The organism is Pseudomonas sp. FW305-25 (assembly GCF_017351415.1).
In the GTDB taxonomy this organism is placed as follows: domain Bacteria; phylum Pseudomonadota; class Gammaproteobacteria; order Pseudomonadales; family Pseudomonadaceae; genus Aquipseudomonas; species Aquipseudomonas chlororaphis.
Genome location: NZ_JACNDE010000003.1, coordinates 144,252 through 157,947, shown reverse-complemented (window position 1 = coordinate 157,947; position 13,696 = coordinate 144,252). Strand labels below are relative to the sequence as shown.

General features: G+C 63.4%; 11 protein-coding genes. 7 read left to right on the top strand and 4 right to left on the bottom strand.

Going from position 1 to position 13,696, the window contains the following annotated elements:
• Positions 1–49: 49 nt before the first annotated feature.
• From J4E58_RS04730 to gatC, 4 genes are all read right to left on the bottom strand, one after another.
• Positions 50–421, bottom strand: coding sequence for a septal ring lytic transglycosylase RlpA family protein (locus tag J4E58_RS04730; RefSeq protein WP_087091250.1), 372 nt, complete (start codon positions 419–421; stop codon positions 50–52).
• Positions 422–552: 131 nt separating this feature from the next.
• Positions 553–1,998 carry an Asp-tRNA(Asn)/Glu-tRNA(Gln) amidotransferase subunit GatB gene (gatB, locus tag J4E58_RS04725; protein ID WP_087091251.1) on the bottom strand — a complete coding sequence of 482 codons (1,446 nt, stop codon included), beginning with the start codon at positions 1,996–1,998 and terminating at the stop codon, positions 553–555.
• A 10-nt stretch (positions 1,999–2,008) separates the two neighbouring features.
• The gene (gatA, locus tag J4E58_RS04720) at positions 2,009–3,460 is read right to left on the bottom strand and encodes an Asp-tRNA(Asn)/Glu-tRNA(Gln) amidotransferase subunit GatA (protein WP_087091252.1); all 1,452 of its coding nucleotides are present in this window, start codon (positions 3,458–3,460) and stop codon (positions 2,009–2,011) included.
• 16 nt (positions 3,461–3,476) lie between these two features.
• Positions 3,477–3,764: an Asp-tRNA(Asn)/Glu-tRNA(Gln) amidotransferase subunit GatC gene (gatC, locus tag J4E58_RS04715; RefSeq protein WP_007929913.1), complete on the bottom strand. Its 288-nt coding sequence runs from the start codon at positions 3,762–3,764 to the stop codon at positions 3,477–3,479.
• A 210-nt stretch (positions 3,765–3,974) separates the two neighbouring features.
• On the opposite strand from gatC, the gene mreB reads away from it, so the two are divergent.
• The 7 genes from mreB (at position 3,975) to J4E58_RS04680 (ending at position 13,674) form a co-directional block, all read left to right on the top strand.
• Positions 3,975–5,012: a rod shape-determining protein MreB gene (mreB, locus tag J4E58_RS04710; protein WP_002555108.1), complete on the top strand. Its 1,038-nt coding sequence runs from the start codon at positions 3,975–3,977 to the stop codon at positions 5,010–5,012.
• A 141-nt stretch (positions 5,013–5,153) separates the two neighbouring features.
• Positions 5,154–6,263: a rod shape-determining protein MreC gene (gene mreC / locus J4E58_RS04705; RefSeq protein ID WP_087091253.1), complete on the top strand. Its 1,110-nt coding sequence runs from the start codon at positions 5,154–5,156 to the stop codon at positions 6,261–6,263.
• The gene (gene mreD / locus J4E58_RS04700; protein ID WP_009042183.1) at positions 6,263–6,739 is read left to right on the top strand and encodes a rod shape-determining protein MreD; all 477 of its coding nucleotides are present in this window, start codon (positions 6,263–6,265) and stop codon (positions 6,737–6,739) included. Before mreC ends, mreD begins: the two co-directional genes overlap by 1 nt.
• A 43-nt stretch (positions 6,740–6,782) precedes the next feature.
• A complete protein-coding gene (locus J4E58_RS04695; RefSeq protein WP_087091254.1) occupies positions 6,783–7,382 on the top strand; it encodes a nucleoside triphosphate pyrophosphatase in 600 nt (199 codons plus the stop codon).
• Positions 7,383–7,439: 57 nt separating this feature from the next.
• Entirely contained in the window at positions 7,440–8,897 is a 1,458-nt protein-coding gene (gene rng, locus J4E58_RS04690; RefSeq protein WP_007929907.1) for a ribonuclease G, read from the top strand.
• Positions 8,898–8,972: 75 nt separating this feature from the next.
• Positions 8,973–12,776: a YhdP family protein gene (locus J4E58_RS04685; RefSeq protein ID WP_087091255.1), complete on the top strand. Its 3,804-nt coding sequence runs from the start codon at positions 8,973–8,975 to the stop codon at positions 12,774–12,776.
• Between the two features lie 58 nt (positions 12,777–12,834).
• Positions 12,835–13,674, top strand: coding sequence for a carbon-nitrogen hydrolase family protein (locus tag J4E58_RS04680; protein WP_087091256.1), 840 nt, complete (start codon positions 12,835–12,837; stop codon positions 13,672–13,674).
• Positions 13,675–13,696 lie beyond the last annotated feature (22 nt).

The window sequence follows — 13,696 nt, the reverse complement described above, 5'->3', positions numbered from 1 at the left end:
CTGAGCAGCGGTAAATCGGTTAATCCGAAAATGATCAGGGCTCCGTGGGTCAGTCGCTGATGGCTTGCACGCGCACCTTGGCGGTGCCGCTTCTGATCATACCCAACTGTTGCGCGGCGGCACGCGACAAATCGATCAGGCGGCCACGGATATGCGGGCCGCGGTCGTTGATCCGGACCACGACGCTCTTGTCGTTATTGAGGTTGGTGACTTTGACCCGGGTGCCGAATGGCAGCTCGCGGTGCGCGGCGGTCATGCCGTGCTGGTTGAAGGGTTCGCCGCTGGCGGTGCGTTTGCCATGGTGCTTGGCGCCGTAATAGGAAGCGACGCCGGTCTTGTCGTAACCCCGCGGGTCGATGACATGACTGGCGCAGCCGGCCAGGAGTGAGAAAAGGGCCAGGCAGCCCAGCAAGCGTTTCATCAATACGGGACCCCAGATACAAGAGTAGGAGCGAGCGTGCTCGCGATAGCGTCCTGTCTGAGACAACGCAATCGCGAGCACGCTCGCTCCTACAGGGGCGGAATATTCGAACTCCGCCATCAACACTGCAGTCAGCCTTCGAGTTTGCTTTTCAGCAATTCGTTCACTTGCTGCGGGTTGGCCTTGCCTTTGGAAGCCTTCATCGCCTGGCCGACGAAGAAGCCGAACATCTTGCCGCGCTTGGCTTCATCGGCGGCGCGATACTGTTCGACCTGCTCGGCGTTGGCCGCCAGCATTTCGTCCAGCACGGCGGAGATGGCGCCGGTGTCGGTGACCTGCTTGAGGCCGCGCTTGTCGATGATTTCGTCGGCGCTGCCTTCGCCATTGGCCATGGCTTCGAACACGGTCTTGGCGATCTTGCCGGAGATGGTGTTGTCCTTGATGCGCAGCAGCATGCCGCCCAGTTGCTCGGCCGAGACCGGCGCCTCATCGATTTCCAGGCCCTGCTTGTTCAGCAGGCTGCCCAACTCGACCATGACCCAGTTGGCGGCGAGCTTGGCATCACCGGCGATGCTCGCGACCTTCTCGAAGTAGTCCGCCTGTTCGCGGCTGGTGGCCAGCACGCTGGCGTCGTAGACCGACAGGCCGAACTGCGCCTGGAAGCGCTCGCGTTTCTGCGGTGGCAGCTCGGGCAGGGTGGCGCGTACCTGGTCGAGGAACGAGTCCTCGATGACCACTGGCAGCAGGTCCGGGTCGGGGAAGTAACGGTAGTCGTTGGCTTCTTCCTTGCTGCGCATCGGACGGGTCTCGTCCTTGTTCGGGTCGTACAGGCGGGTCTGCTGGATGACCTTGCCGCCGTCCTCGATCAGTTCGATCTGACGCTGGACTTCCGAGTTGATGGCTTTCTCGATGAAGCGGAACGAGTTGACGTTCTTGATCTCGCAGCGAGTGCCGAACTCGGCCTGGCCTTTGGGGCGTACCGAGACGTTGCAGTCGCAACGCAGGGAGCCTTCGGCCATGTTGCCGTCGCAGATTCCCAGGTAGCGCACCAGGGCGTGGATCGACTTGACGTAGGCCACGGCTTCCTTGGCGCTGCGCATGTCCGGCTCGGAAACGATTTCCAGCAGCGGGGTGCCGGCGCGGTTCAGGTCAATGCCGCTGGCGCCATTGAACTCTTCGTGCAGGCTCTTGCCAGCGTCTTCTTCCAGGTGCGCGCGGGTGATGCCGACGCGTTTGACCGTGCCGTCTTCCAGCGGGATGTCCAGGTGGCCCTTGCCGACGATCGGCAGTTCCATCTGGCTGATCTGATAGCCCTTGGGCAGGTCGGGGTAGAAGTAGTTCTTGCGGGCGAACACGTTGTGCTGGCCGATCTCGGCGTCGATGGCCAGGCCGAACATGACCGCCATGCGCACTGCTTCCTGGTTCAGCACCGGCAGTACGCCGGGCATGCCCAGGTCCACCAGGCTGGCCTGGGTGTTGGGCTCGGCACCGAAGGCGGTGGAGCTACCGGAGAAAATCTTCGATTTGGTGGTGAGCTGGGTGTGAATCTCCAGCCCGATCACGACTTCCCATTGCATGTGTTTCTCCTCAGAAGCCGGTTGGTGTGCGGGTGTGCCAGTCAGTGTTCAACTGATACTGGTGGGCAACGTTCAACAGACGGCCTTCCTGGAAATACGGGGCGAGCAGTTGCACGCCGACCGGCAAGCCGTCGACGAAGCCGGCGGGCATGGACAAGCCCGGCAGACCCGCGAGGTTGGCGGTAATGGTGTAAACGTCTTCCAGATACGCAGCGACCGGGTCGCTGCTCTTGTCGCCGATTTTCCAGGCCGGGTTCGGCGTGGTCGGGCCAAGGATGATGTCGACTTCATTAAAGGCAGCCATGAAGTCGTTCTTGATCAGGCGACGGATCTTCTGCGCCTTCAGGTAGTAGGCGTCGTAGTAACCGGCCGACAGGGCATAGGCACCGACCATGATCCGGCGCTGCACTTCGCTGCCGAAACCTTCGCCACGGGAGCGCTTGTACAGGTCTTCCAGGTTTGCCGGGTTCTCGCAGCGGTAGCCGAAGCGCACGCCGTCGAAACGCGACAGGTTGGAGGAGGCTTCCGCCGGCGCGATCACGTAGTACGCCGGGATGGCGTGCTGCATGTTCGGCAGGCTGATTTCCTTGATCACGGCGCCGAGCTTTTCCAGCTCCTTGACGCTGTTGTGGATCAGCTCGGCGATGCGTGGGTCGAGGCCGGCGCTGAAGTATTCCTTGGGTACGCCGATGCGCAGGCCCTGCAGCGAGCCGTTGAGGCTGGCGCTGTAGTCCGGTACCGGTTCGTCGATGCTGGTGGAGTCCTGCGGGTCGAAGCCGGCCATGCCTTGCAGCAGGATCGTGCAGTCCTCGGCGGTGCGCGCCAGAGGGCCGCCCTGATCGAGGCTGGAGGCGTAGGCGATCATGCCCCAGCGCGAAACGCGACCGTAGGTCGGTTTCAGGCCGGTGAGGTTGGTCAATGCAGCCGGCTGGCGGATCGAGCCGCCGGTGTCGGTGCCGGTGGCGGCAGGCAGCAGGCGCGCAGCGACCGCGGCCGCCGAACCGCCGGACGAGCCGCCCGGAACGCGTTCCAGGTTCCACGGGTTTTTCGCCGCGCCGTAATAGCTGGTCTCGTTGCCCGAGCCCATGGCGAATTCGTCCATGTTGGTCTTGCCCAGGGTCACGGTCCCGGCGGCGGCCAGCTTGGCGACCACGGTGGCGTCGTAGGGCGCCTTGAAATTGTCGAGCATCTTCGAGCCGCAGCTGGTGCGGATGCCCTGGGTGCAGAACAGGTCCTTGTGGGCGATCGGCGCGCCGAGCAGGGCGCCGCTCTCACCGTTCGCGCGACGGGCGTCAGCGGCCTTGGCCTGCTGCAGCGCGAGATCTTCGGTGAGGCTGATGAAGCTGTTGAGCTGCGGGTCGAGCTGGGTGATGCGCGCCAGCAGGGTCTTGGTCAGCTCTTCGGAGGAAAACTTCTTGTCGGCGAGTCCGCGGGCGATCTCGGCCAGGGTCATGTGATGCATTGCAGGCTCTTTCCCTTTAGTCGATGACTTTCGGAACCAGGTACAGGCCGTTTTCGACCGCTGGTGCGATGGACTGATAGGCCTCGCGATGATTGGACTCGGTCACAACGTCTGCGCGCAGGCGCTGGCTGGCTTCCAGCGGGTGGGCCAGGGGCTCGATACCGTCGGTATCGACTGCCTGCATTGCATCCACCAGCCCGAGAATGCTGTTCAGGTCGCAGGTGATATGTGGAAGATCGGCTTCATTGAGGCCAAGGCTGGCCAGATGAGCGATTTTTTCCACGTCGGAGCGTTCAAGCGCCATGGGATTCTCCAGTGGAAAACAGAACGGATCTCGTCCGTGTGTTAGATTGTCGGAACACTACCGCATTTCTACGGTCATAAGGCCGCGATTGTGGGGGTTGGTGCACAGAAAAGCGGTCAATTTAACATATTGGCGCCTTGCCCAAAATCCCTGTCGTTGTTAGAGTTTGCCGCACTTTTTTACCCACGCGTTGCCTAGGGTCCCTTTCCCATGTTCAAGAAACTGCGTGGCATGTTTTCCAGCGATCTTTCCATTGACCTGGGCACTGCCAACACCCTTATTTACGTGCGCGAGCGCGGTATTGTCCTGAATGAACCATCGGTTGTGGCCATTCGGACCCACGGTAATCAGAAAAGTGTCGTGGCTGTCGGTACCGAAGCCAAGCGCATGCTCGGTCGTACTCCGGGCAACATTGCTGCCATTCGTCCGATGAAGGACGGCGTGATCGCCGACTTCAGTGTCTGCGAAAAGATGCTGCAATACTTTATCAACAAGGTTCACGAAAACAGTTTTCTGCAGCCCAGCCCTCGTGTGCTGATCTGCGTTCCATGCAAGTCCACCCAGGTCGAGCGTCGTGCCATTCGTGAATCGGCCCTCGGTGCCGGTGCCCGTGAAGTGTTCCTGATCGAAGAGCCGATGGCGGCCGCGATCGGTGCCGGCCTGCCGGTCGAAGAAGCCCGCGGCTCGATGGTCGTGGATATCGGTGGTGGTACCACCGAGATTGCCCTGATCTCCCTGAACGGTGTGGTTTACGCCGAATCCGTACGTGTCGGCGGCGACCGTTTCGACGAAGCGATCATCACCTACGTGCGTCGCAACTACGGCAGCCTGATCGGCGAATCCACCGCCGAGCGCATCAAGCAGGAAATCGGTACTGCCTACCCGGGCGGCGAAGTCCGTGAAGTCGACGTTCGTGGCCGTAACCTGGCCGAAGGCGTGCCACGCGCATTCACCCTGAACTCCAATGAAGTGCTGGAAGCTCTGCAAGAGTCCCTGGCAACCATCGTTCAGGCGGTGAAAAGCGCGCTGGAGCAATCGCCTCCGGAACTGGCTTCGGACATCGCCGAGCGCGGTCTGGTGCTGACCGGTGGTGGCGCCCTGCTGCGTGACCTGGACAAGTTGCTGGCCCAGGAAACCGGTCTGCCGGTGATCGTCGCCGAAGACCCGCTGACCTGCGTAGCCCGCGGCGGTGGCCGTGCATTGGAAATGATGGACAAACACACCATGGACCTGCTCTCCAGCGAATAATCGCGCCGGGTGCATCCATGTGTTCCGCTCGCAGGCAGCACTTTGCAGTGCTGCCTGTTGGCGTTTATCTTCTGTCATTCTGCTCCAGGCCGGTTTGAAGCCGTATGAATAAAGAGAACATTTGCCTGGGAGGAGCGGCTTATTAAACCGCTTTTCGCCAAAGGCCCCTCATTGGGCGTACGCCTGTTGGTGCTGGTCGTGCTATCGGTCGCGCTGATGGTGGTCGATGCCCGCTTCACACTGCTCAAGCCAGTGCGTAGCCAAATGTCGCTGGTGCTGATGCAGTCCTACTGGATCACCGACCTGCCACAACGGCTATGGCAGGGTGTGGCCAGCCAGTTTGGCAGCCGCACCGAACTGGTCGCCGAAAACGAAAAACTCAAGACCGAAAACCTGTTGCTCCAGGGCCGCATGCAAAAGCTCGCCGCCTTGACTGAGCAGAACGTTCGCCTGCGCGAGTTGCTCAACTCCTCCGCGCTGGTCAACGAGAAGGTCGAAGTGGCCGAGCTGATCGGCATGGACCCCAACCCCTTCACTCATCGCATCATCATCAACAAGGGTGAGCGCGACGGCGTGGTGCTCGGGCAACCGGTACTCGATGCCCGTGGCCTGATGGGGCAGGTGGTCGAGCTGATGCCTTATACCTCCCGCGTGCTGCTGCTCACCGACACCACCCACAGCATTCCTGTCCAGGTGAACCGCAACGGTCTGCGGGCGATTGCCAGCGGTACCGGCAATCCGGAACGCCTTGAGCTGCGTCATGTGGCCGACACCGCGGACATCAAGGAAGGCGACCTGCTGGTCAGCTCCGGCCTGGGCCAGCGTTTCCCGGCGGGTTACCCGGTGGCGACGGTCAAGGAAGTGATCCATGACTCCGGCCAGCCATTTGCCATAGTGCGGGCCGTGCCGACGGCCGCCTTGAACCGCAGCCGTTACCTGTTGCTGGTGTTCAGCGATAACCGCACCGCCGAAGAGCGTGCCAACGATGCCGCCCAGGCTCAGGAAGCGCAGGACCAGCAGGGCGGCACCGCCACGCCGGTGGTCCCGGCGACCGTGCCCAAGCCTGTCGTGCCCGCGACGCCGGTCACCGCGACCGCTCCTGCCGCACCGGCCGCTGCACCCGCGACGCCAGCCGCCGCCACGCCGGTCAAACCCGTGGCCCATCCGGCTCCGGTCAAGCCCGCCGCCACCAGACCCGCCGCGCCCAAGCCGCCTGCAGCGGCCCCGGCCCCCACGGGAGGAAGAGAATAATGTCCCGAAACGGCTGGATGGTCTGGCTGACCTTCGCCATCGGCATGCTGCTCAGCGTGTCGCCTTTGCCGCAATTCATGGAGATCCTGCGCCCGCTCTGGCTGGCCTTGCTGCTGGCGTTCTGGGCCCTGGCCCTGCCGCACAAGGTCGGCATGGTCACGGCCTGGTGCCTGGGGCTGGCCGAGGATGTGCTGTACGGCACATTGCTGGGGCAGAACGCGCTGATCCTGACCCTGATCACCTTCTTGGTGCTGTCGTTGCAACAGCGCTTGCGCATGTTCCCGATGTGGCAGCAAAGCCTGGTGATCCTGGTGATCTTCGGCCTGGCGCAACTGGTCCAGCTGTGGCTCAGCGCCTTGACCGGCAACCGTCAACCGACCCTTGCACTGGTGCTGCCGGCATTGGTCAGTGCCTTGCTCTGGCCTTGGGTCAGCTTCGGTTTGCGCGGGTTGCGCCGACGTTTCAAAATCAACTGATTCGGTCAGGCATTTGCCCGTACCTCGACAGGGAGATGTCTTGATGAAATCGCTTTACCTCGCCTCAGGCTCGCCGCGTCGACGGGAACTGCTCACGCAGATCGGCGTGCCTTTTACCGCCATCAGTGCGGATATCGATGAAACCCCTCTCCCTGATGAAAACCCAGCGGCCTATGTCGAGCGCCTGGCGCGCGACAAGGCGGCGGCCGGGTATGCGCTGATCGCCGATGGCCAGTCTGCGGCCTGTGTCCTGGGCGCCGACACCGCGGTGGTCCTTGATGGGCAGATCCTGGGCAAACCGCTGGACCAGGCCGATGCGCAGTCGATGCTCATGGCCCTGTCGGGGCGCGAACATGAAGTGCTGACCGCCATTGCCGTGCTCGATGGCCAGCGCTGCAAGTCGCGGGTGGTCCGCAGCCTGGTGCGCTTCCGGGCGATCGGCGATGACGAGGCGGCCCGCTACTGGGCCAGCGGCGAGCCCCGCGACAAGGCTGGCGGCTATGGCATCCAGGGGCTTGCGGCGGTATTCGTGGCAGGGCTCAATGGCAGTTATTCCGCTGTCGTCGGCTTGCCGGTATGCGAAACCGCAGAATTACTTGGCCATTTCGGCATACCCTGTTGGCAAAACCTTGCAGTGCGCTAAGCGCCGTACCTACCGATGCGGCCATCCATAGTGAATATGCCTGAACGAGACCCTGCCATGAGTGAAGAGATTCTGATCAACATCACGCCGATGGAGTCGCGCGTGGCGGTGGTCGAAAACGGTGTGCTGCAAGAAGTCCATGTCGAGCGGACCCAGCGTCGCGGGATTGTCGGCAATATCTATAAAGGCAAGGTGGTCCGGGTTCTGCCCGGCATGCAGGCGGCGTTCGTCGATATCGGCCTGGATCGCGCGGCGTTCATTCATGCCTCGGAAATCTCCCTGCGCGAAGGGCCGGCGGTGGAAAGCATCGGCGCCCTGGTCCATGAAGGGCAGAGCCTGGTGGTGCAGGTGACCAAGGACCCGATCGGCTCCAAGGGCGCGCGCCTGACCACCCAGCTGTCGATCCCTTCGCGCTACCTGGTGTACATGCCGCGCACCGCCCATGTCGGCATCTCTTTGAAGATCGAGGACGAAGCCGAGCGCGAGCGCCTGAAACAGGTGGTCAGCGATTGCGTGGCCCAGGAAGGCATCAAGGAAGCCGGTGGTTTCATCCTGCGTACCGCCGCCGAGGGCGCGGGCGCCGACGAAATCATGATGGACATTCGTTACCTGCGCCGCTTGTGGGATCAGATCGGCGCGCAGATCAAGACCATCGGCGCCCCCAGTGTCATTTACGAAGACCTGGGCCTGGCCCTGCGTACCCTGCGTGACCTGGTCAGCCCGAAGATCGAGAAGATCCGCATCGATTCCCGGGAAACCTTCCAGAAAACCACGCAATTCGTCGCCGAACTGATGCCGGAAATCGCCGATCGCCTGGAACACTATCCGGGCGAGCGGCCGATCTTCGACCTGTATGGCGTCGAAGACGAAATCCAGAAAGCCCTGGAGCGCAAGGTACCGCTCAAGTCCGGCGGTTACCTGGTGGTCGACCCGGCGGAAGCCATGAGCACCATCGACGTCAACACCGGGGCTTTCGTCGGTCACCGCAACCTCGAAGAAACCATCTTCAAGACCAATCTCGAAGCGGCGACCGCCATTGCCCGCCAGCTGCGCCTGCGCAACCTGGGCGGGATCATCATCATCGACTTCATCGACATGGAAGATGAAGAACACCAGCGCCAGGTGCTGCGCACTCTGGAAAAACAGCTGGAGCGCGATCACGCCAAGACCAACATCATCGGCATTACCGAGTTGGGCCTGGTGCAGATGACCCGCAAGCGTACCCGGGAAAGTCTTGAGCAGGTGCTCTGCGAGCCCTGCAGCAGCTGCCAGGGCCGCGGCAAGCTGAAAACCCCGGAAACCATCTGCTACGAAATCTTCCGGGAAATCCTCCGGGAAGCGCGGGCCTATCAGGCCGAAGGTTATCGCGTCCTGGCGAACCAGAAAGTGGTCGACCGGCTGCTCGACGAAGAGTCGGGCAACGTCGCGGAGCTGGAGGCCTTTATCGGCCGGACCATCCGTTTTCAGGTCGAAACCATGTATTCCCAGGAACAATACGACGTGGTGCTGCTCTGAGTCCGCGTACCCTACATTTACCGGATACAGCTGGCCCCGGTTTTCACATGACTCTTGCCACGGGGGCCAACTGACATGGAGCGTCTGATGCGCTTTCTCGCTGCTCTGACCCGCTGGGGGCTGGGGCTTTGTGCGTTACTGCTGGTGCTGACGGCCTTGTACGTCAGCCTGGGTCGGGAGCTGACCCCGCTGGTGGCCGAATATCGGGCCGAGGTCCAGGCCAAGGCTCAGGAAGCCTTGGGCATGCCGGTGCAGATCGGTCGGCTGGAAGGCAGCTGGAGCGGTTTCTCGCCCATCCTGCTGGCCCACGATGTGACAGTCGGCGAGGGCGCCAACGCCTTGCGCCTGGATCAGGTGCGGGTGGCGCCCGACCTGCCTGGCAGTGCCCTGGCGCGTCAACTGCGGGTCAAACACCTTGAATTCAGCGGCCTCAACCTGAGCCTGAAGGAAGGTCCGGATGGGCGCTGGGTGCTCGAAGGTCTGCCGGTGCAGGATAACCAGCCTCTCGACCCCGAGCAGTTGCTCAACCGCATGCAGATGGTCAGTGAGCTGTCGGTGCTCGACAGCCAGGTGACCCTGCAACCGCTCGATCATCCCGCGATTGCCTTGACCTACGTCGGCCTCAATCTGCGTGTTGGCCCCAGCCGTCAACGCCTGGATGCGCGCCTGACCCTGCCGGACGGTCAGCCCCTGGCTGTCAGCTTGCGCACGCGAATCCGCGCCAGCGCCTGGCGCGAAGGGCAGGCCGACGCTTACCTGAGCCTGCCGCAAAGCGACTGGGCGAAATGGCTGCCGCCGCGCGTGACCCAACAGTGGACGTTCTCCGAACTCAAGGCTGGTGGCGAGTTCTGGCTCAGTTGGGGCGATGGCCTGCTGCAGAGCATGGTCGCGCGCCTGAACGCGCCGCAGGTCAGCGGGGCCTATGACGAGCGCAAACCGGTCACCGTGAAGAACCTGGCGCTCAATGCCTATTTCCAGCGCAACGAGCAGGGCCTCAGCGTCGCCTTCGACTCGCTGGCCATGAACATCGGCGAGACGCGCTGGGAGTCACGCCTGCACCTGCAACAGACCGGTACCGTCAACAGTGCCGAAGAGCTCTGGCACTTGCAGGCCGACCGCCTCGACCTGACGCCGATCACGCCGGTCCTGGATGCCTGGGCGCCGTTGCCGGAAAAGGTCGCGACCCTCATCGACAACCTCAAGGTCACGGGCGCGCTGCGCAACATCCTGTTCGACTTCCGGCCGCAGGTCAGCGGCGATCAGCGCCTGAGTTTTGCCGCCAACCTGGAGCAGGTCGGGTTCAACGCCTATCACGGCGCGCCGGCGGCCCGTAACGTCAGCGGCAGCATCAGCGGCGACCTGGGGCAGGGCGAGCTGCGCATGGACAGCAAGGACTTTGCCTTGCACCTGGACCCGATCTTCGCCAAGCCCTGGCAATACCTGCAGGCCAATGCCCGGCTGACCTGGAAGCTCGACCAGCAGGGGTTCACCCTGATCGCGCCGTACCTCAAGGTCCTGGGCGAGGAGGGCAAGATCGCCGGCGACTTCCTGATCCGCCTGCATTTCGACCACACCCAGGAAGACTATATGGACCTGCGGGTCGGTCTGGTCGATGGCGACGGTCGTTATACCGCCAAGTACCTGCCCGAGGTGCTCAGCCCGGCCCTGGACGAATGGCTGCGCACGGCAATCCTCAAGGGCGCGGTGGATGAAGGTTTCTTCCAGTACCAGGGTTCGCTGAACCATGGTGCAGCCGACACCGCGCGCAGCATCAGCCTGTTCTTCAAGGTGCACGATGCCGAGCTGGCCTTCCAGCCGGGCTGGCCGCACATCGGCAAGGTCAGCGGCGATGTGTTCATCGAGGACAGCGGCGTGCGCATCCTGGCCAGCCAGGGTCAGTTGCTCGACACCCAGGTGAAGGATGTCTACGTCAATATTCCCCATGTGCCCGCCGGGCAAAGCCCCCACATGTTTATCGACGGCGAGTTCGCCGGCGGCCTGGGCGATGGCTTGAAGATCCTTCAGGAAGCGCCGATCGGCACGGGCCCGACCTTTGCCGGCTGGCAGGGCGATGGCGACCTGCAGGGCAAGCTGAAACTGGATATCCCGCTGGTCAAGGGCGAAGAACCGAAGGTGCTGGTGGACTTCAAGACCAGCAAGGCGCGACTCAAGTTGAGCGAGCCGGAGCTGGAGTTGAGCCAGCTCAAGGGCGATTTCCGCTTCGACAGCAGCAAAGGGCTGAGCGGCCAGGGCATCAGCGCCCAGGCCTTCGAGCGCCCAGTGACCGCGCAGATTTTTGCCGACGGCCGTCCTGGCAAGCTCGATACCCGGGTCGTTGCCAAGGGCCAGGTGTCGGTCAATAAGCTCACGGAGTGGCTGAAATACAACCAGCCGCTGCCGGTTTCCGGTGACATTCCCTACCAATTGCAGCTCAACCTCGATGGCGCGGACAGCCAACTGATGGTCAGCTCCAGCCTCAAGGGGGTTGCCGTCGACTTGCCAGCGCCTTTCGGCATGACGGCCAGCCAGGGACGTGACAGCGTATTGCGCATGACCTTGCAGGGCGCCGAGCGGCGTTACTGGTTCGATTACGGCGATCTGGCCAACTTTACCTTCGCCGCGCCGAGCGGCAATTTTGCCGATGGCCGTGGCGAGTTGTTCCTCGGCGAGGGCGATGCCGTGCTGCCGGGGGCCAAGGGCCTGCGGGTACGCGGCGTGCTGTCGGAACTGGACGTGGAGCCGTGGAAGGCGCTGGTCGATCGGTATGCCGGGCAGGACGCGGGCGGTAGCGCCAAGCAGCTGCTCAGCGGCGCCGACTTCCGGGTCGGCAAGCTCAGCGGTTTCGGCACGACCCTGGACGAGGCCCGTGTGCAGTTGACGCGCAAGCCGTCCTCCTGGGCCCTGCAGCTCGACAGCCAGCAAGCCAAGGGCAACGTGGCGATTCCCGATGCCAAGGCGGCGCCGATGGCGATCAATCTGCAGTATGTGCGCCTGCCGGCCGCCGATCCGACGGTGCAGGCCGACGAGAATGCACCGGACCCGCTGGCCTCGGTCGACCCGAAGAAAGTCCCGGCGCTGGATCTCTCTATCAATCAGCTGTACCAGGGCAACGACCTGATCGGCGCCTGGTCGCTGAAAGTGCGCCCGACCGCCAAGGGCATGGCTTTCAACAGCCTTGACCTGGGCCTCAAGGGCATGGTCCTGCAAGGCTCCGGCGGCTGGGAAGGCGAACCCGGCGCGGCCACCAGCTGGTACAAAGGCCGCCTGGGTGGCAAGAACCTGGCGGACGTGCTCAAGGGCTGGGGCTTTGCGCCGACCGTGACCAGCGAAGAGTTCCACCTGGATGTGGACGGGCGCTGGCCTGGCTCGCCGGCCTGGGTCGGGCCCAAGCGGTTCTCGGGCAGCCTGGATGCGACCCTGCGCAAAGGCCAGTTCGTGGAAGTCGAAGGCGGGGCGCAGGCCTTGCGGGTATTCGGCCTGCTGAACTTCAATTCCATCGGCCGGCGCTTGCGCCTGGACTTCTCCGACCTGTTCGGCAAGGGCCTGAGCTACGACCGGGTCAAGGGTTTGCTGGTGGCCAGCAACGGTGTCTACGTGACCCGTGAGCCCATCACCCTGACCGGGCCGTCGAGCAACCTGGAGCTCAATGGCACCCTGGACCTGGTGGCCGACCAGGTGGATTCGAAGCTGCTGGTGACGCTGCCGGTGACCAACAACCTGCCGATCGCCGCGCTGATCGTCGGTGCGCCGGCGGTCGGCGGGGCGCTGTTCCTGATCGACAAGCTGATCGGCGACCGGGTATCGCGCTTCGCCAGCGTCCAGTACAGCGTCAAGGGGCCCTGGAAGGACCCGAAAATCACCTTCGACAAACCTTTTTGAAAAACCGCGGCCCGGGCCTATGGAGTAGCATGGCCACATATCCAACCTGGAGTGCGCCATGTCCCTTGCGGTGATTCAAATGGTCAGCCAGAGCGACGTTCTGGCCAATCTACAGCAGGCGCGCCAACTGCTGGAGCAGGCCGCTGCCGGCGGTGCGCGGCTGGCTGTATTGCCGGAGAACTTCGCCGCCATGGGGCGCCGCGATGCGGCGGCCATCGGTCGGGCCGAGGCCCGGGGCGAAGGCCCGATCCTGCCCTGGTTGAAACAGGCCGCCCGCGACCTCAAGTTATGGATAGTCGCCGGTACCTTGCCGCTGCCTCCGGTGGGCCAGCCGGAGACCAAGGCCCGGGCCTGCTCGCTGCTGATCGACGAGCACGGCGAGCAAGTGGCGCGCTACGACAAGCTGCATCTGTTCGACGTCGACGTGGCCGACAATCGCGGCCGTTACCGTGAGTCGGATGACTATGCTCATGGAGAGCAGGTGGTGGTGGCGGATACGCCGGTGGGCCGGGTTGGCCTGACCGTGTGCTACGACCTGCGTTTTCCGGAGCTGTACAGCGAATTGCGAGCCGCCGGGGCGGAGCTGATCAGCGCTCCTTCGGCGTTTACCGCCGTGACCGGCGCGGCGCATTGGGACGTATTGATCCGCGCCCGGGCCATCGAAACCCAGTGCTACCTGCTGGCGGCGGCGCAAGGCGGCATTCATCCGGGACCCCGGGAGACCTTCGGCCATGCGGCCATCGTCGACCCCTGGGGCCGGGTACTGGCGCAGCAGGATCAAGGCGAGGCCGTGCTGCTGGCCGAGCGCGACAGCAGCGAACAGGCGTCCATCCGGGCGCGCATGCCGGTGGCCAGTCACCGGCGCTTTTTCTCGCAAGGCGCGCAGCGACTTGCTTAAGAACGACGAATTTAAGGCGTAA